The 17,080-nt window shown below is 73.8% G+C and carries 15 protein-coding genes; 3 read left to right on the top strand and 12 right to left on the bottom strand.

What is annotated here, in order from left to right; all coding sequences use genetic code 11:
• Positions 1-113: 113 nt before the first annotated feature.
• From pheT to infC, 7 genes are all read right to left on the bottom strand, one after another.
• Positions 114-2,624, bottom strand: coding sequence for a phenylalanine--tRNA ligase subunit beta (gene pheT, locus ABZ370_RS20665; RefSeq protein WP_358622724.1), 2,511 nt, complete (start codon positions 2,622-2,624; stop codon positions 114-116).
• The gene (pheS, locus tag ABZ370_RS20670; protein ID WP_358622727.1) at positions 2,624-3,754 is read right to left on the bottom strand and encodes a phenylalanine--tRNA ligase subunit alpha; all 1,131 of its coding nucleotides are present in this window, start codon (positions 3,752-3,754) and stop codon (positions 2,624-2,626) included. Before pheS ends, pheT begins: the two co-directional genes overlap by 1 nt.
• A gap of 158 nt (positions 3,755-3,912) precedes the next feature.
• A complete protein-coding gene (locus tag ABZ370_RS20675; protein ID WP_358622729.1) occupies positions 3,913-5,121 on the bottom strand; it encodes a HAMP domain-containing sensor histidine kinase in 1,209 nt (402 codons plus the stop codon).
• Between the two features lie 41 nt (positions 5,122-5,162).
• Positions 5,163-6,002 carry an RNA methyltransferase gene (locus ABZ370_RS20680; protein WP_358622732.1) on the bottom strand — a complete coding sequence of 280 codons (840 nt, stop codon included), beginning with the start codon at positions 6,000-6,002 and terminating at the stop codon, positions 5,163-5,165.
• Between the two features lie 364 nt (positions 6,003-6,366).
• A complete protein-coding gene (gene rplT, locus ABZ370_RS20685; RefSeq protein ID WP_358622734.1) occupies positions 6,367-6,750 on the bottom strand; it encodes a 50S ribosomal protein L20 in 384 nt (127 codons plus the stop codon).
• Positions 6,751-6,855: 105 nt separating this feature from the next.
• Positions 6,856-7,050 carry a 50S ribosomal protein L35 gene (gene rpmI / locus ABZ370_RS20690; protein ID WP_358622737.1) on the bottom strand — a complete coding sequence of 65 codons (195 nt, stop codon included), beginning with the start codon at positions 7,048-7,050 and terminating at the stop codon, positions 6,856-6,858.
• A gap of 154 nt (positions 7,051-7,204) precedes the next feature.
• Positions 7,205-7,834 carry a translation initiation factor IF-3 gene (infC, locus tag ABZ370_RS20695; protein WP_358622866.1) on the bottom strand — a complete coding sequence of 210 codons (630 nt, stop codon included), beginning with the start codon at positions 7,832-7,834 and terminating at the stop codon, positions 7,205-7,207.
• 409 nt (positions 7,835-8,243) lie between these two features.
• Between infC and ABZ370_RS20700 the strand changes: the two genes are divergently transcribed.
• Entirely contained in the window at positions 8,244-8,606 is a 363-nt protein-coding gene (locus tag ABZ370_RS20700; protein ID WP_358622739.1) for a DUF1844 domain-containing protein, read from the top strand.
• Positions 8,607-8,693: 87 nt separating this feature from the next.
• Here ABZ370_RS20700 and ABZ370_RS20705 read toward each other — a convergent pair whose 3' ends face one another.
• The gene (locus ABZ370_RS20705; RefSeq protein ID WP_358622741.1) at positions 8,694-9,488 is read right to left on the bottom strand and encodes an MIP family channel protein; all 795 of its coding nucleotides are present in this window, start codon (positions 9,486-9,488) and stop codon (positions 8,694-8,696) included.
• A gap of 93 nt (positions 9,489-9,581) precedes the next feature.
• Positions 9,582-10,316: an SseB family protein gene (locus ABZ370_RS20710; RefSeq protein WP_358622744.1), complete on the bottom strand. Its 735-nt coding sequence runs from the start codon at positions 10,314-10,316 to the stop codon at positions 9,582-9,584.
• Positions 10,317-10,454: 138 nt separating this feature from the next.
• Between ABZ370_RS20710 and ABZ370_RS20715 the strand changes: the two genes are divergently transcribed.
• The gene (locus ABZ370_RS20715) at positions 10,455-11,426 is read left to right on the top strand and encodes a serine hydrolase (RefSeq protein ID WP_358622746.1); all 972 of its coding nucleotides are present in this window, start codon (positions 10,455-10,457) and stop codon (positions 11,424-11,426) included.
• Positions 11,427-12,221: 795 nt separating this feature from the next.
• On the opposite strand, the gene mycP is transcribed toward ABZ370_RS20715, so the two are convergent.
• Both mycP and ABZ370_RS20725 read right to left on the bottom strand, forming a co-directional pair.
• A complete protein-coding gene (gene mycP / locus ABZ370_RS20720) occupies positions 12,222-13,442 on the bottom strand; it encodes a type VII secretion-associated serine protease mycosin (protein ID WP_358622749.1) in 1,221 nt (406 codons plus the stop codon).
• On the bottom strand, positions 13,439-14,551 hold the full coding sequence (locus tag ABZ370_RS20725; RefSeq protein ID WP_358622751.1) for a hypothetical protein: 1,113 nt from the start codon (positions 14,549-14,551) through the stop codon (positions 13,439-13,441). The genes mycP and ABZ370_RS20725 overlap by 4 nt, the downstream gene beginning before the upstream one ends.
• Positions 14,552-14,822: 271 nt before the next feature.
• On the opposite strand from ABZ370_RS20725, the gene ABZ370_RS20730 reads away from it, so the two are divergent.
• The gene (locus ABZ370_RS20730; protein ID WP_358622753.1) at positions 14,823-16,019 is read left to right on the top strand and encodes an amino acid deaminase/aldolase; all 1,197 of its coding nucleotides are present in this window, start codon (positions 14,823-14,825) and stop codon (positions 16,017-16,019) included.
• Positions 16,020-16,063: 44 nt separating this feature from the next.
• Here the strand turns inward: ABZ370_RS20730 and ABZ370_RS20735 are convergent, their stop codons facing one another.
• Complete coding sequence (locus ABZ370_RS20735) at positions 16,064-17,014, bottom strand: DUF2510 domain-containing protein (RefSeq protein ID WP_358622869.1); 951 nt, start codon at positions 17,012-17,014, stop codon at positions 16,064-16,066.
• Positions 17,015-17,080: the final 66 nt, after the last annotated feature.

The raw sequence follows: 17,080 nt of genomic DNA on the forward strand, positions 1-17,080 counted from the left end.
GGTAGCTGGGGGAGGAACGGGTGGGCACAACCCACCCACCGGCCCGCACCCGGCAACGAAACGCCAAGGGGGCGCACCCCAAAGGGCGCGCCCCCTAAGGGCGTACGTCAACGTCAGGCGCCGCGCAAGGTGGCGCCGGTGCGTTCCGTGGCCACGGCCACCGCCGCGTCGCGGGCGGCCGCGGCCTCTTCGGCGGTCAGGGTGCGGTCCGGGGCGCGGAAGCGGAGCGCGTAGGCCAGGGACTTCTTGCCCTCGCCCAGCTGCTCGCCGGTGAAGACGTCGAACAGCCGGAGGGATTCGAGCAGTTCGCCCGCGCCCTCGCGCAGCGCCTTCTCGACGTCGGCCGCGGCGGCCGAGTCGTCGACGACGAGGGCGACATCCTGGGTGGCCACCGGGAAGGTGGACACGTGGGGGGACGTCACGGGGCCGCCGCTCGCCCGCTCCAGGCGGTCGAGTTCGAGCTCCATCGCGCAGGTGCGCTCCGGGATGCCGAGCGCCTTGGTGACGCGCGGGTGCAGCTCGCCCGCGTTGCCGACGAGGATCTCCTCACCGTCGACGACGGCGAGGAGCGCGGCGCAGCGGCCCGGGTGCCAGGGGGCCTGCTGGTCCTGGCGGACGATCAGCTCGACGCCCGCCTCGCGCGCCACGGTGCGGCCCGCCTCGACGGCGTCGGACCAGCTGACCGGGGTGCCCTCGCCCCACCAGCCCGCCTGCTGCCGCTCGCCCGCGAGGACCGTGGCGACGCGCCGCGGCTGGCTCGGGAGGGCGGCGTCGAGCCGGGCGATCTCCTCGTCCGTCGGCCGGTGGTCGACGGGGAGGCGGACGGCCGGGGGCTCGTCGCCGGTGGCGCGGAAGACCAGGCCGGTCTCGAAGAGCGCGAGGTCGTGCTCACCGCGCCCGGCGTTGCGGCGCAGCGCGGCGAGCAGCCCGGGCAGCAGGGTGGTGCGCAGCGCGGGTTCGGCGTCGGAGAGCGGGTTGACCAGGCGGACCAGGTCGCGCCGCGGGTCGTCGGCGGCGAGACCGAACTGGTTCAGCACCTCTTCGCCGATGAACGGGTAGTTCAGCGCCTCGACGTAGCCCGCCCCGGCCAGTGCCCGGCCGACCCGGCGGTGCAGCCGCTGACGCTCGGTCAGCCCGCGGCCGGAGGGCGGCTGGGGCAGGGTGGCGGGCAGGTTCTCGTAGCCCTCCAGCCGGATGACCTCCTCGGCGAGGTCGTTCGGGTCGCGCAGGTCGGGCCGCCAGCTGGGCACGGTGACGGTGAGGTCGTCCGCGCCGTAGACGTCGCAGCCGATCTGCTGGAGGCGCCGGACCACGGTCTCGCGGCCGTACGCGACGCCCGCGACCCGGTCCGGGTGGTCGGCGCGCAGCGTGATGGTGTGCGGGGCGCTGGGCGAGATGATCTCGGTGACGCCCGCCTCGGCGGAGCCGCCCGCGAGCAGCACCAGCAGGTCGACGGTGCGCTGCGCGGCCGCGGAGGTGGCCTCCGGGTCGACGCCGCGCTCGAACCGCTTGGACGCCTCGGAGGACAGCTTGTGGCGGCGGGCGGTGCGGGCGATCGAGACCGGGGCGAAGTGCGCGGCCTCGATGACGACCTCGGTGGTGCCCGCCTCCTCGGTGACGTCGGCGATCTCGGTGTCGGCTCCGCCCATGACACCGGCGAGGCCGATCGGCCCGCTGTCGTCGGTGATGACCAGGTCCTCGGCGTCCAGGACGCGCTGGGTGCCGTCGAGGGTGGTGAGCTTCTCGCCCGGCTCGGCGCGGCGTACGCCGATCGCGCCGGTCACCCGGGAGCGGTCGTAGGCGTGCAGCGGCTGACCGATCTCCAGCATCACGTAGTTGGTGATGTCGACGGTGAGCGAGACGGGCCGCAGGCCCGCCTTCTGCAGCCGCCGCCGCATCCAGATCGGGGAGTGCGCCTCGGGGTCGAGCCCGGTGACCGTACGGGCGGTGAAGCGGTCGCAGCCGACCGGGTCGGCGACCTTGACCGGGTAGCCGTGGCTGTTGGGCGCGGGCACGTCCAGCAGGGCCGGGTCGCGCAGCGGCAGCCCGTAGGCGGTGCCCGCCTCGCGGGCGATGCCGCGCATCGACAGGCAGTAGCTGCGGTCGGGGGTGACCGCGATGTCCAGGACCTCGTCGACGAGCTGCAGCAGCTCGATCGCGTCGGTTCCGACCTCGTACTCCGGCGGCAGGACGATGATGCCGCCGCTGCCGTCGTCGCCCATGCCCAGCTCGTCGCCGGAGCAGATCATGCCGTGCGAGGTCTTGCCGTAGGTCTTGCGCGCGGAGATCGCGAAACCGCCGGGCAGTTCGGCACCGGGCAGCACGACGACGACCTTGTCGCCGACGGCGAAGTTCCGGGCGCCGCAGACGATGTTCTGCTGCTCACCGGTGCCGTTGGCCTGGCCGACGTCCACCTGGCAGTAGCGGATGGGCTTCTTGAACCCCTCCAGCTCCTCGATGGCCAGCACCTGGCCGACGACCAGCGGGCCCTTGAGACCGGCACCGAGCTGCTCGACCGCCTCGACCTCAAGACCCGCCGCGACGAGTTTGGCCTGTACGTCGCGTCCGGTCTCACCGGCCGGCAGGTCGACGTATTCCCGCAGCCACGAAAGCGGGACCCGCATCAGATCTCCATCCCGAAGGGCCTGGTGAAGCGCACGTCACCCTCGACCATGTCTCGCATGTCTTCCACGTTGTGCCGGAACATCAGCATCCGCTCGATGCCGAAGCCGAAGGCGAACCCGCTGTACTTCTCCGGGTCGACGCCGCAGGCGATGAGCACCCGCGGGTTGACCATGCCGCAGCCGCCCAGCTCGATCCAGCCCTCGCTGGAGCAGGTGCGGCAGGGGCGGTCCGGGTTGCCGACGGACTCGCCGCGGCACACGTAGCACCGCATGTCCATCTCGGCGGACGGCTCGGTGAACGGGAAGAAGTTCGGCCGCAGCCGGGTGGTCATGCCCTCGCCGAACAGCGTCCGCACCATGTGGTCGAGCGTGCCCTTGAGGTCGGCCATGGTCAGGCCCTCGTCGATGGCCAGCAGCTCGACCTGGCTGAAGACGGGGGTGTGGGTGGCGTCCAGCTCATCGGTGCGGAAGGTGCGCCCCGGGCAGATCACATAGATCGGCGGCTTCCGCTCGATCATCGACCGGATCTGCACCGGCGAGGTGTGGGTGCGCAGCACCACCCCGGACGGCTCAGCCTCCTTGCCGTCCTTTGTTCCTCGGACGAAGAACGTGTCCTGCATCTCCCGGGCCGGGTGGTCCGGCGGAAAGTTGAGCGCGTCGAAGTTGAACCACTCCGCCTCGACCTCCGGGCCCTCGGCCACCTCGTAGCCCATGGCCACGAAGACGTCCTCGATGCGCTCGGAGAGCGTGGTGATCGGGTGGCGGGCACCGGCCGGGGTGCGGTCGTACGGCAGTGTGACGTCCACCGCCTCCTCGACCAGCACCCGGGCGTCGCGCTCCGCCTCCAGCTCCGCCTGCCGGGCCTTGAGGGCCTGGGTCACCTGGCCACGGGCCTGGCCGACGCGCTTGCCCGCGTCCGCCTTGGCGTGCGGCGGCAGGGCGCCGATCTCGCGGTTGGCCAGGGCGAGCGGCGAGCGGTCGCCGGTGTGGGCGACCTTCACCTCGCGCAGCGCTTCGAGATCCCCCGCGGCGGCGAGGGCGTCCAGCGCCTCGTCCCGCATCCGGGCGATCTCTTCCGGTTTCAGTGCCTCGACCTCGACAGGGTCGTACGACTTATTGGGTGCCGACATCTCTTCCCGTGTTTCCGAGTTGGCTGGCTGCGCTGCCCCGCTCGACGGCTGCGACGCTTGCGACCAGTAGACGACCGCCAGGGGACGCCATAGGTGCCAAAGCCCGAGTCTAAGGGGCGCGGGGTATCCGCTGTTGCGCGGGAAGCCCGTGGGGACGGTCAGGCCAGATAGGCCGGGGTGCCCACGGGCAGCGTAAATCGGAACTCGGCGCCGCCCCCGGCGGCCCGTCCGACGGTGATCGTCCCGCCGTGCGCCTCGACGATGCCCTTGACGATGTAGAGCCCGAGGCCGGTGCCGCCGCGCTTGCTGCCCCGCCAGAAACGGGTGAAGACGCGGCTCATCGACTCCTCCGGGATACCCGCGCCTTCGTCGCTCACGGTGATGGCGGTCCTTTCGACGACGGGGCCGTCCGCCGCGGGCCGGTGCGGTGCGGGGGCCACCTCGATGGTGACGGTTCCCTCGCCGTGGCGCACCGCGTTTTCCAGCAGGTTGCCCAGCACCTGGTCGATCTTGTCCGGATCGGCCCACAGACCGGGCAGCGGACCCCGCACCCGGATCAGGAACCGCTCGGCGGTCTGCCCGGTCGCGCTGAGCGCCTGCACATGGCGGCGTACGGCGGCCGCGGCGTCCACCGGCTGACGGCGCACCTCCAGCCGTCCGGAGTCGATCCGGGAGATGTCCAGCAGCTCGGCGATCAGGCGGGTGACGCGGTTGGCGTCGGAGTCGACCGTCTCCAGCATCAGCCGCTTCTGGTCGTCGGTGAACCGCTCCCACTTCGCCAGCAGGGTCGCCGTGAAACCTTTCACGGAGGTCAGCGGCGAGCGCAGCTCATGCGCCACGGTCGCGATCAGCTCGGCGTGGCTGCGCTCGGTGCGCCGCCGGGCCTCGGTGCCGCGCAGCGACACGACGAGGCGGCGCACCGGTCCGGTCGGCCGCTCACGTACGTAGCGGGCCGACACCAGGACCTCGTGGCCGCCGGGCAGCAGCAGATTGCGCTCGGGCTGGCCGACGCGGGTGGCCAGCCCTCCGTACGGATCGGTCAGCGCCCACCAGCGCCTTCCGTCCAGGTCTTCTAAGGGGAGCGCGCGCTCCAGCCGCTGCCCGATGGCGTCCGCCGGGCGGATCGCGGTGATGCGGGCCGCCGCCGCGTTGAAGCAGGTGACGTGGCCCGTCTCGTCGGCCACGACCAGGCCGTCGGGCAGATCGTCCGGGTGCAGGCCGAGCGCGGCCAGCGCCTCGTACGGGTCGGGCCCGCCGCGCCCCGTGCCGTCTTCCCGGCGGTCGTGTCCGCCGGGGCTCGGCACGGTCCGTCCGGGCGCGTGGGCATCGGCAGCGGCCGTCCCGGCGCCGGAGGTCCTGACGTCCATCCCCACACCCCCTCCTGGGCCTCGTGTGGGGGCAAACCCTACTAGGTCCCGGTCACGGAACGGCACCCTGCGGGAGCGCGCTGCGCACGAGCGGAGGCGTAGAGGCACACGGCGGCGGCCGTCGCGAGATTGAGGCTTTCGGCTCTGCCGTGGATCGGAACGCGCACCACCTCGTCCGCGAGTGCGCGGGTAGCCTCCGGCAGGCCCCAGGCCTCGTTGCCGAAGATCCAGGCGGTGGGCGCGCCGAGCACCCCGTCGTCCAGCTCCGCGTCCAGGTCGCGCTCCCCCGCCCCGTCCGCGGCCAGCACCCGCGCCCCGGCCTCCCTGAGGCCGCCGACGGCCTCCTCGACGGGTACGCCGGTGGCCACCGGGAGGTGGAAGAGCGAGCCCACGGAGGCGCGTACCGCCTTCGGGTTGTACGGGTCCACGGAGGCGTCCGTGAACACGACGGCGTCCGCCCCGGCGGCGTCCGCGCACCGCAGCACGGTCCCGGCGTTGCCCGGGTCGCGGACGTTCGCCAGCACGGCGACCAGCCGGGGGCGGGCCCGCAGGATCTCCTCGAACGGCGAGTCCAGGAAGCGGCAGAGGCCCACGATGCCCTGGGGGGTGACCGTGTCGGACATCTCCGCGATCACCTCGTCGGTCGCGGTGAGGACCGGGATGCGGGCGGCGCGGGCGGCCTCGACGATGCCGGTGTGGCGGGCCGCCGCCTCGGGGGTCGCGTACACCTCGACCAGGTGCGCGATCGCCTCGCGGACGGCCTGCGGGCCCTCCACGAGGAACCGGCGCTCCTTGCCGCGGAAGCTGCGCTTGGCGAGCCGTCTGGCCGCGGTGACGCGTGGCGATCGCAGGGACGTCAGCTCGGGGGCGGGGGTCGCCATGGGGTGCGCCTTCTGTGTTGTGCGGTCGTTGGGTGCGGCCCGGTTTGTACCCCCACCCCGCCCCTTCCCGAAACCGTGGGCAAGCCCCCGGACCCCCGGAGAGGGGTGCCGGGCCCGTGGGCGGGCAGGCCCGCCGATTGAGCATGGTTGTGGGCAATCGTTCCGCGGGGCGGAACGGGTGGGCACAACCCGGCCACCGGACCGCACCCGGCAACGAAACCCCAGGGAGACACCGGCGGACGCCGACACCCGGCCACCGGGGCGCACCCGGCAACGAAACCCCGGGAGGGTCATCGGCGGCGGGGGCGCCTACACGCGCGGACCCGCAGGTGCCCGGGGCACCTGCGGGTCCGTCGGCGTGAGGTCAGGCCGCCTTCGGGGCGTTGACGTCACTCGGCAGCGCCTTCTGCGCCGCCTCGACCAGCGCGGCGAACGCGTTGGCGTCGTTGACCGCGAGGTCGGCGAGGATCTTGCGGTCCACCTCGATGTTGGCGGCCTTCAGACCCTGGATGAGGCGGTTGTACGTCATGCCGTTGGCGCGGGCAGCAGCGTTGATGCGCTGAATCCACAGCTGCCGGAAGTCGCCCTTGCGCTTCTTACGGTCGTTGTAGTTGTAGACCAGAGAGTGGGTGACCTGCTCCTTGGCCTTGCGGTACAGGCGGGAGCGCTGGCCGCGGTAGCCGCTGGCCTGCTCGAGGATCGCCCGGCGCTTCTTGTGGGCGTTGACTGCCCGCTTGACGCGTGCCACTTGTTTAACTCCTTGTACGGGGCCGCGGGTGACTCACACGGCCCGGAAACGAATAGGTCCCGGTCGGCCTGACGCGCGCCCCGCCGGTTGGGCGGGGCGGGTGCGTCACTTGCCGAGAAGCTTCTTGATCTTCTTGGCGTCGGCCGGAGCCATCTCGACCTTGCCGGCCAGGCGGCGCGTCAGCGTGGACGGCTTGTGCTCGAGAAGGTGGCGGCGACCGGCGCGCTGGCGCATGACCTTGCCGGAGCCGGTGACCTTGAAACGCTTGCTGGCACCGCTGTGCGTCTTGTTCTTCGGCATGTCGCCGTTCACTCCTCGTCGGGGGCGCTGTCCGGGCGGCCGAAGGCGCGGGGGGTACCGCGATCCGGCGTACGGAAGCGTCAGGTATTTCGGTTGGTGTCCGGGACCGGCGGGGGTCCCGGGCGGGTGGGCGGTCGAGGCTCGCGCCTCGTTGTCACGCCTCGGCGGGCTCCTCGGCGGGCTCCTCGGCGATCTCCTCCGCGTGGCCGACGCCCTGGCGCTCGGCCTTGCGGGCGGCCTGGGCCTCACGGGCTTCGGCCATCGCCTCGGTCTTCTTCTTGTGCGGACCGAGAACCATGATCATGTTTCGGCCGTCCTGCTTGGGGTTGGACTCCACGAAGCCCAGCTCCTCGACGTCCTCGGCGAGCCGCTGCAACAGCCGGAAGCCCAGCTCGGGCCGGGACTGCTCACGGCCACGGAACATGATCGTGATCTTGACCTTGTCGCCCTGCTTGAGGAACCGGACGACGTGACCCTTCTTGGTGTCATAGTCGTGCGGGTCGATCTTCGGCCGGAGCTTCATCTCCTTGATGACCGTGTGCGCCTGGTTCTTGCGCGCTTCACGGGCCTTCATGGCCGACTCGTACTTGAACTTTCCGTAGTCCATGAGCTTGCAGACCGGCGGGCGAGCGGTCGCCGCCACCTCGACGAGGTCGAGGTCGTACTCCTGCGCAAGCTCCAGGGCTTTGGCAAGCGGCACAATGCCGACCTGCTCGCCACTGGGACCGACGAGTCGCACCTCGGGGACGCGAATCCGGTCGTTGATGCGGGGCTCGGCGCTAATGAATCCTCCTCGGTTGCACCACGCGACCGCCTGGCGGACTGCCGCGTTACGTCTGTATAGAGACCACCGAGCCGAGAAACACAAAAAGCCCCGGACGGTACACAGGCGGGGCTCCTCACTGACCGGGAGCACCGCCGCGATATCACCGCGGGGCGCAGCCTGACCGATGACCTGCCGACCTGAGGTCGGGAGGTGGGAGTGCGGAGCCTCCACTTGTGGGCCGGACACGCGAGTGACCGGCCGGTCGTTTATCTACGATACCAGGACCCGCGAGGGATGCTCACCGGGCGGTCGCCGGGGACCCGTCGTCCATGTCACACACCCGGTTCCCCCGTCCGGTACGAGCGGCCGGTGGGCGGCGTCCTAGGGTGGAGGCCATCATCCACCAGGAAGCGAGCCTCCGACCACCATGAGCGACGCCAACAGCGGGCAGCCGACCCCGGACTTCGACCGTATGACCCGTGACATCGCGGACGTACCCGCGGTCGAGGTGATCACGACGGTCGCGGTGCACCTGATGAGCGCCGCGGCGGTGAACCTGGGGCTGGCCGAGGAGGGCCCGCAGCACAAGGACCTGGACGAGGCGCGCAAGCTGATCAGCGCGCTCGCCGGTCTGATCACGGCGAGCGCCACCGAGATCAGCTCCTTCCACGCGGCCCCGCTGCGGGACGGCCTCAAGTCGCTGCAGCTCGCCTTCCGTGAGGCGTCGGCCGTCCCGGACGAGCCGGGCCAGGGGCCGGGCGAGAAGTTCACCGGGCCGGTCTTTTCGTAGGCCCGGTCTCCCCGTAGGCCCGGTCTCCCCGTAGGCCCAGCCTTCCCGTAGACCCGGTCTTCCCGTACGCCCCCGGCGCCCTCAGGGTCACGCCGCCTCCGGGCCCTTCGCCTCGGGCCCGCCCGTCTCGGGGCGGTGCCCGCCGCGCATCCGCCCCCACGGGCCGGGCCGCGGCTCCGTGGCCCGCTCCTCCGCCTGGGCCGCCGGGTGGACGTGGGTGAACCGGTGGACGACGGCCGCCAGCACCCCGCCGACCAGTGGCGCGACCAGGAACAGCCACAGCTGGGAGAGCGCCCCGCCGCCCGCGAACAGCGCCGGGCCGAGGCTGCGCGCCGGGTTGACGGAGGTCCAGGTCAGCGGAATGCCGACCAGGTTGACGGCGGCGAGCGCGAGCCCGATCGGCACCGGTTCGATACCGGACAGCGTCACCTTCTGGGTCACCGTGAGGAAGACGAAGACCAGCAGGAACGTGAGCAGCACCTCGGCGAGGAAGGCACCGCCCGCGCCGATGCCCACCGGGGACCGGCCGCCGTAGCCGTTGCTGCCGAACGCCTCGTACGTGCGCAGCCTCGGCACCTGCTTGGCGAGCAGATAGAGCACGGCGGCGCCGACGATCCCGCCGACCAGCTGCGCGACCCAGTACTGGACGGCCCTGCGGATGTCCATCCGCCCGGCCAGCAGCATGCCCAGGGTGACCGCCGGGTTGATGTGGCAGCCCGAGATGCGGCCGAACGCGTAGGCGAGCGCGATGAGGATGAAGCCGAACGCGAGCGAGATGCCGAGGGCGTTGATGTAGTCGCCTGCCAGGACCAGGGAACCGACGCCGAAGAGGACCAGCAGCGCGGTTCCGGTGAACTCCGATACGACCGTTCTCGTCTCCATGGCGTTCTCCTCGCATCGCTCGGACCGCCAGTTGCCCTATGCATTGTGGGGCGTATCGGGTGATTTCGCCTGTAGTGAACGCATCGCCGCTGATCAGCGGCTGAAGAGGGGCTCCCCGGGCACCGTCGCGTCCGGCGGCAGCAGCGCCAGGGTCAGCCCACGCACCAGCCTGGCCCGCAGCGTCTCATCGGCGGCCAGCGCGCCCGCCACCCGCTGCGCCGTCTCGCGCGCCGGGGCGTGCGGGGCCAGGGCGAGCGCCAGCATGCCGTCGGCGTCCGCGGCGGGGGCCAGATGGGCGCGGACCACCTCCGGTTCGGCGGCCAGGACGGTCCGTACCGCCTCGGCGACCGCGGGGTCGGCCAGCGGATCGGCGCTGGTACGGCCCTCGGCGAGGGCGATCAGGGCGGGCCCGGTGACCTGGTACGGCACCGGTCCGGCGAGGTCCAGCACGAGGGTGTCGGCCTTCTCGTGCGCGGCCGCCTCCAGCGCCTGCCGCAGCGGTACGGCGACGGGCCGGGCGTCCGGGCGCCAGCGGGCCAGGGACTCCAGGGAGGTGAAGGCGGGCAGGGCGCGGCGGCCGCCGGGGGCCTCCAGCGTCGGCACGGCCATGTCACTCGTCTTCTCGCGGCGCAGCCCGTCGGGCCCTTCCTCGACCTCGCCGAGGAGCGCCACCACAGGGACGAGCAGCCGCGCCTCGGTGAGCGCGGCCAGCACCTCGGGTTCGGCGGTGCGGTCGTCGGCCCAGGCGGCGAGCGCCGCGGTCAGGCGGGCGTCGGCGGAGCCGTCGTCGCCGGAGAAGCCGGGGTCGGGAATGTTCTTGAGCGCCACTCCATGAGGGTATCGGGGCCGCCGTGAGGTCTTTCTCATGGGTTGTTCATCACCTTGGCCCCCGTCGCGTGGCGGGGCCGTCTAGCCTCGCCCTCCATGAAGACGAACACGTCTGGGGGGATATCAGGGGGGATGGGGATGGACCGGGGCCGCGGCCCCTGTCGCAGAGCGCGCCGCCCGGCCGTGGTCGTGACCGTGGCGGCGCTCGCGGCGACCCTGCTGGGGTGCGGGGCGGCCACCAGTTCACCGGTGCGGGCCCAGCTGCGGCCGAGCGCCGGGCCGCGGTGCGCGGCGGGCGACATCCAGGGAGGCGGCGTGGAGCGGGTGACCGGGGCCGGGGCGCCCTCGACGGCATCGGCGGCACCGCCCGCCGCATCGGCTCGTACGCTGCGCACGGCGCTCAGCCACGCGCTGGCCCCGGTGACGCGCGACTGCGACGGGGAGTTCGCGGTGGCCCTCCTGGACACCCGGTCGGGCGCGAGCGCGGCGTACGGGAGCCGTACGTATGACACGGCGAGCATCGTCAAGGTCGGCATCCTCGCGGCGCTGCTGCTCAAGGCGCAGGACGAGCGGCGCGGGCTGACCGCGAAGGAGCGCGACACCGCCACCGTGATGATCGAGCACAGCGACAATGACGCGGCCACCGCGCTGTGGAAGGCGATCGGCGGCGCCGACGGGCTCGACGCGGCGCAGCACCGGCTGGGTCTCACCCGCACCCGGGGCGGCCGGGCGGGGCTGTGGGGGCTGACCCGGACCACCGCCGCCGATCAGCTGAAGCTGCTGCGCGCGGTGTTCGGAGACGCCTCGGCGCTGAACGCAAGCTCGCAGACGTACGTCCGGAAGCTCATGGGCCAGGTCACCACCGGCCAGGACTGGGGCGTCTCGGCCGCCGCGGACGCGGGCGCGGGTACCCGGCTGAAGAACGGCTGGCTGCCGCGCAGCACCACCGGGCTGTGGGACGTCAACAGCATCGGCCAGGTCACCGCGAGCGGACGGACCTATCTGGTGGCGGTGCTCTCCGACGGCAGCAAGAACATGAACACCGGCGTGGCCCTGGTAGAACAGGCCGCCCGAGCCGCCGTGGGAGCGGCCACGGAGCTGCGGGCGTAGACGGCCCGGCGTCACGGATCTGCCCGACGCGGAGGGGCCGTGGGCCGTGGCTCACCCGGAGCCCCCTGACGCCGACGCGCACGAGCGGCCTCCAGACGTGCGGCCCGGCGGCGCCCAGCCCGTACGGGGCACCCGCCGCGCCCTGCGGCGGGTGCCCCGTACGGGTGCCCCAAGGGCGCACGGCTGGTGCTCAACGCGGAGGCGGCGGGCGGCTCGTACCCTGGCGCGCGCGACGCACGGCGCCCAGCACGCCGAAGCCGCCAGCGCGTACGGAGGACCCGGTGCGCACCGGCCGCCCAGCCCGTATAGCCGCCCGGCGCGTCGTACGCGCGCCAGCGAGAACGGGCACCCACCGGCAGATGGGTGTCGCTCGGCGCGGAGACGGCGTACGGGTGGCCAGCACATCGCACAAGCGCCCGGCGCGTACGGGGCACCCGGCGCGCGTGGACGCCCAAGCGCGCGTGGATCGCGACGCGTCGCACGGCGCCCAGCGCGGTGGGGTGGGGTGGGCGACCGGGTGCCCGTGCGGCGCCCGGCGCACCCGGCAGCTGCGGGGCGCGCTCAGCGCGCAGGGGACGTACGGGGCGTACCGGGGCTCCCAGCGCGGCCCGTGGCGGGCGGCGCGTACGGTGCCCAGCACGGCGGGGTCGGCCGGTGCCCGTACGGCGCCCGGCCCACCCGGCGCCTCCGGGGGGCTCAACCGCGCAGGGGACGCAGGGGACGTATGGGGCCTACCGGAACGCCCAGCACCTGCGGTGGCGCGCGCGGCGTACGGCGGACAGCGCGCCCGGTAGGTCAGGGCAGAGGGGGCGTGCGCGGGGTGGTGACGCGGCGTAGGGCGTGGGGGGTGCGTAGGGGGCCCTTGCCGCGCCACAGGGCGATCGCGGCGGCCACCAGGCCTGCCCCGGCGAGTGCGGCGAACAGGGCCGTCCCGTTGACGCCGCCCTCGCCGCCGGAGGTCGGGGGCCGGGTGGGGCCGGTGCCGAAGAAGCGCCGCGGCGCGGCCTCGGCGGCGGGCTGCTGGGGCTCGGGTTTCACCTTCGCCGCCGCCTTGACGGCCGCCGCCGCGTCCACCACGCCCGCGCCCAGCTCGTCGCTGTGGCCGCCGGACGGGCGGCTCCGGGCGGTCTGTTCCAGCAGCCGGCGGACCTGGCGCGGGCTCAGGTCGGGGTGGGCGGAGCGGACGAGGGCGGCGGCGCCGGAGACGAAGGCGGCGGCGGCGCTGGTCCCCCAGCCCTCGTAGTAGCGCTTGTCGGGGTCGGCTATGACGACGTCGACGCCGGGTGCGGCGACGGTGGCGTACCAGCGGCGGGTGGAGAAGGCGGCGCGGCTGCCGTAGCGGTCGACGGCGGTCACGGCGATCACGCCGGGGTAGGCGGCCGGGTAGGAGACGCGGTCGCCCTTGTCGCCGCCGTTGCCCGCGGAGGCGACCACGACGGAGCCCTTGCGCAGCGCGTACTGCACGGCGGCGTCCTCGGCGGGCTCGGGGTGGGCCGACGCGCTGTCGTCGCCCAGGGACAGGTTGATCACGTCGGCGCCGTGGTCGGCGGCCCAGCGGATGCCCTTCGCGAGCGCGCCGCCCCGGGTACCGCGCGCCTTGGCGCGCTGCGGGTCGCCGTCCTCCAGGATCACCCGCACCGGCAGGATCTGGGCCTTGGGCGCGACGCCCATGACGCCCTCGCCGCCGCCCGAGCCGTGTCCGCTGCCCGCGACGATGCCCGCCATCGCGGTGCCGTGCCGGGCCCAGGGGCGGTCGCCGCGCCCGGCGCCGAAGCCGATGAGGTCCTTGCCGGGCAGCACGTGTCCCTTGAGGTCGGGGTGCTGGTCGTCGACGCCGGTGTCCAGGACGGCGACGGTTGTCCCCGCGCCCTTGGTGGTCTGCCACGCCTGGCGGGTGTGGAGGGCGTCGAGCGCCCACTCCTGGGCCTGGATGCCGTCGGCCTGTGCGGGGGCGACGGGCACCAGGGTCAGCCCGGCGGCGGCGAGGCTCACGGCGATGCGCCGCGCGGTCTTCATGAGCCGTTCCCCAGCTCGGGGGCCTCGGAGAGGGCGCGGCGGAAGGCGGCCTCGGTCGCGTCGGCGATGCCGCGGGCGTCGTTGGCCAGGCCGGACTGGGCGGGGGCGGAGGTCGCGCCGCGCCGGGTCGCCTCGTCCGCCGACTGCGGGTCGGTGACCTCGCGGCCGTCGGCGAAGCCGGAGACTGAGAAGACGATGGCGGGCGCGTCGGTGAGGACGCTGATGTGCCAGCTCGCGCGCTGGTCGTCGCCGAAGCGGGCCGCGGCGGTGCCCTTCCCCGCGTACGGACGGGGCATCAGATCGGTGCGTTCGGCCAGCTTGTCGGCGGTGAAGCGCTCCCGCAGGGCCTTCATCCCGGCGGGGTCGGCCGAGGTGATCAGCAGGCCGACGGTGGTCACGCTGGTGCTGGTGGCGTCGGTGTAGGTGGCGCGCAGCAGGCGTTCGCAGCCCACCGGGGAGAGCGCCTTGGCGAGCAGCGGGTCGAAGCCGCCGCCGCAGCTGCTGTCGGGGGCGACGGCGATCCGGGTCCAGACGCGGTCGGCGCCGCCGGGGCCGTCGCCCTTGCCGTTCAGGGTGCGGGGGAAGAGGTCGTCCACCGGGGCGCTGTGCCAGGCGGCGCGTGCGGTGGCGTAGCGGTCGGCGGCGGAGGGCGCGGCGTCGGGGCTGTCGCCCAGCCAGCTGCCCGCCGCGGCGCCGCCGAGCAGCCCGAGTCCGAGGATGAGGGCGATGGCGGCGGCCACCGTACGGCTGCGCGGGCGGTGGTGGCCGGTTCCGGCGCCCGGCGCCGCGGTGGGGCGCGGCGGGGCGGTGGGGAGCGGCGGCAGGCGGGTCGGGTCGGCGGCGGAGGCGTTCCGGCCGCCGGTACGGCCGGTGTTGTGGCCGGTGTTGTGGCCGGTGTGCTGGCCGCCGCGGGCGGTGCCCCGGGGGAAGGGGACCTTCGGCGGGACGCCGAGCACGGGGGTGTCCGGGTCCGGTACGAAGCCGGGCGGGCCGAACCCGGGCGGGCCGACGCGGGGCGGTGGCCCGAAGCCGGGCGGGGCGCTCGGTGGGGTGACGTTGCGCGCCGGGGGCGCGGACCGGGGCAGGGGCGCGGTGCGCGGAGGGTGCACAGGGCGAGGTGGGGGCGTACGACGAGAGGAGTGCGCCTGTTCCGCGTCCGCGCTCACCGGCACCCCCTCGCGCCCTTCGAGACCTGGTTCACGTCGCTCCGTCCGGTTCCCCGCGCCGCCCCACCGCCTTTCGGGCAGGCGGGCCCGAATACGGACATCACGCCGCTGACCTGCCGGTCGTGGCGTGCGCGACACTCTACGGGGCGCCGGGTACCCTCCGCATCGGCTGCCCTCTACCCAGCGGTAATCGCGGTCTGGCAAGCTTCACCGCATGTCCGCTTCCGCCGCTGACCGGGCCCGTTACGACCGGGCCACCGCCCATCTCGACGCGCCTGTGGCGATTGTCGACCTGAGGGCCTTCGACGACAACGCACGCGACCTGGTACGCCGGGCGGGAGGCAAGCCGATCCGGGTGGCCAGCAAGTCGGTGCGCTGCCGGGCGCTGCTGGAACGCGTCCTGGCCCGGGACGGCTTCGCAGGGCTGATGAGCTTCACGCTCGCGGAGTCCCTGTGGCTGGCCCGCGAGGGGTTCGACGACGTCCTGCTCGCCTATCCGTCCACCGACCGGGACGGCTACGCCACCCTGACCAGCGACCCCAAGCTGGCCGCCGCCGTGACCGTGATGGTGGACGACATCGGCCAGCTCGACCTGATCGAGAGTGTGCGCGCCGGAACCGAAGTGGTCCGGGTCTGCCTGGAGTTGGACACGTCGCTACGGATGCTGGGCGGCCGGATACGCGTCGGCGCCCTGCGCTCCCCGCTGCGCACCCCCGAGCAGCTGGCCGCCCTGGCGCGGGCGGTCGAGCGCCGCCCCGGCTTCCGGCTGGTCGGACTGATGGGCTACGAGGGCCATGTGGCCGGGGTCGGCGACGCGGTGACCGGCAGTCCGCTGCGTTCCCGCGCGATCCGGCTGATGCAGAGCACGGCCCGCCGGGAGCTGGCGGTCCGCCGGGCGGCGGCGGTCCGGGCGGTCCGCGCCGTGGCGGACCTGGAGTTCGTCAACGGCGGCGGCACGGGCAGCGTGCAGCACACCGCCGCCGAGGACGCGGTGACGGAGATCGCCGCCGGGTCCGGGCTCTACCAGCCGCGGCTGTTCGACAACTACACGTCCTTCCGCGGGCGCCCGGCCGCCCTCTTCGCCCAGCCGGTGGTGCGCCGCCCGGGCGTGGGCGTGGTGACCGTGCTGGGCGGCGGCTACCCGGCGTCCGGGGCGGCGGGCCGGGACCGGCTGCCGGTGCCGTATCTGCCGGAGGGGCTGGCTTACGACCCGCAGGAGGGCCCGGGCGAGGTGCAGACCCCGCTGCTGGGCACGCCCGCCGACGATCTGCTGATCGGCGACAAGGTGTGGTTCCGGCACGCCAAGGCCGGTGAGCTGTGTGAGCGGTTCGCGACGCTGCACCTCGTCGAGGACGACCGGGTGGTGGACTCCGTACCGACGTACCGGGGCGAGGGCCACACCTTCCTGTAGCCGGCCGGACAGGTAGCCAGAGGGACAGGTAGCCGGCCGGACAGCTATATGGACCGGCCGTCGCCCGCCAGTGCCTCGATACCCTTGACGATCTTGTCCATGTCGGCGACCGGCGGTGCCTTGTCGCTCACGTCGAAGCCGAAGCGCACCAGGACCATGGTGTCGGGGACGGTGGGCGACGGGAAGGCGAGGGACTGGACGTATCCGTCGTCGCCCTTCTTCGTCATCACCTTCCAGCGCACCAGATAGCCCTGCTCCCCCGCGACGTCGACCGCCTCCTCCTTGAGCCGCTTGTGCGAGGTGATCCCGCCGTACGCCTTGCGGTCGGTGTCGTCGTCCGTGCCGTAGGCCTGCTCGGCGTTCTGGGCTATGTCCTCCTCGGCGATGCCCTTGGCGGTGTCCGCCTTGAAGCCGCTCGCGGTGCGGGAGAAGGCGCCGCCGCGTACGCAGTCGGTGGAGGGGTCGTTGGGGCACGGGTAGCGCGAGGTGGTCACGCCCGCGCCGCCGGAGCTGCTGCGGCCCGCCTGCCAGCCCGTCAGCACGGGCAGGCTGATGCCGCTGGTGGCGTCCGGGGCGATGCTCGGATCGTCGGTGGGCGGCGCGCTGGGGCCGTCGGTGGGCAGGTCGGACGGGGCGTCCGAGGGGGCGTCGCCGCCGCCTCCGGGCGGGGCGGGGGCGGTTGGCAGCGGGTTCGCGCGGTCGCCCTCACCGTCGTCCCCGCTGTCGCCCAGCAGCACGATGCCGCCGATGATCGCGGCGACCACGGCGCCCACGGACAGCGCGAGCACCGCGACCCGGGGGCCCCGGCCGAGCCCCCGGCCGCCGTCCTGGCCGGGCGGATAGCCGGGCACGGGCGGCGGGCCGAAGGGCGGGTCCGCCGGGGCGGTGGCGTCGCGCGTGTACTCGGTCCAGGCGGAGCCGTCCCACCACCGGTGCGTGGCGGGGCCGCTGCCTGCGTAACCGGGATCGGGATACCAGCCCGGGGGCGTGTTCATGCTCACGCGGTCACCCTATGGCCACGGATCGGCTCCGTACACCGGATACCACCGGACCCGACAGGT

Origin of the sequence: Streptomyces sp. NPDC005962 (assembly GCF_040629205.1) — a bacterium.
GTDB lineage: Bacteria > Actinomycetota > Actinomycetes > Streptomycetales > Streptomycetaceae > Streptomyces.

What these genes read in the sequence shown, in the direction of transcription:
- pheS (WP_358622727.1), bottom strand. Translation starts at nt 3,754, where the DNA reads ATGTCGGCACCCAATAAGTCGTACGACCCTGTCGAGGTCGAGGCACTG.
- ABZ370_RS20675 (WP_358622729.1), bottom strand. Translation starts at nt 5,121, where the DNA reads ATGGACGTCAGGACCTCCGGCGCCGGGACGGCCGCTGCCGATGCCCAC.
- ABZ370_RS20730 (WP_358622753.1), top strand. Translation starts at nt 14,823, where the DNA reads ATGTCCGCTTCCGCCGCTGACCGGGCCCGTTACGACCGGGCCACCGCC.
- ABZ370_RS20705 (WP_358622741.1), bottom strand. Translation starts at nt 9,488, where the DNA reads ATGGAGACGAGAACGGTCGTATCGGAGTTCACCGGAACCGCGCTGCTG.
- ABZ370_RS20735 (WP_358622869.1), bottom strand. Translation starts at nt 17,014, where the DNA reads ATGAACACGCCCCCGGGCTGGTATCCCGATCCCGGTTACGCAGGCAGC.
- ABZ370_RS20715 (WP_358622746.1), top strand. Translation starts at nt 10,455, where the DNA reads ATGGACCGGGGCCGCGGCCCCTGTCGCAGAGCGCGCCGCCCGGCCGTG.
- ABZ370_RS20680 (WP_358622732.1), bottom strand. Translation starts at nt 6,002, where the DNA reads ATGGCGACCCCCGCCCCCGAGCTGACGTCCCTGCGATCGCCACGCGTC.
- rpmI (WP_358622737.1), bottom strand. Translation starts at nt 7,050, where the DNA reads ATGCCGAAGAACAAGACGCACAGCGGTGCCAGCAAGCGTTTCAAGGTC.
- ABZ370_RS20700 (WP_358622739.1), top strand. Translation starts at nt 8,244, where the DNA reads ATGAGCGACGCCAACAGCGGGCAGCCGACCCCGGACTTCGACCGTATG.
- mycP (WP_358622749.1), bottom strand. Translation starts at nt 13,442, where the DNA reads ATGAAGACCGCGCGGCGCATCGCCGTGAGCCTCGCCGCCGCCGGGCTG.
- pheT (WP_358622724.1), bottom strand. Translation starts at nt 2,624, where the DNA reads ATGCGGGTCCCGCTTTCGTGGCTGCGGGAATACGTCGACCTGCCGGCC.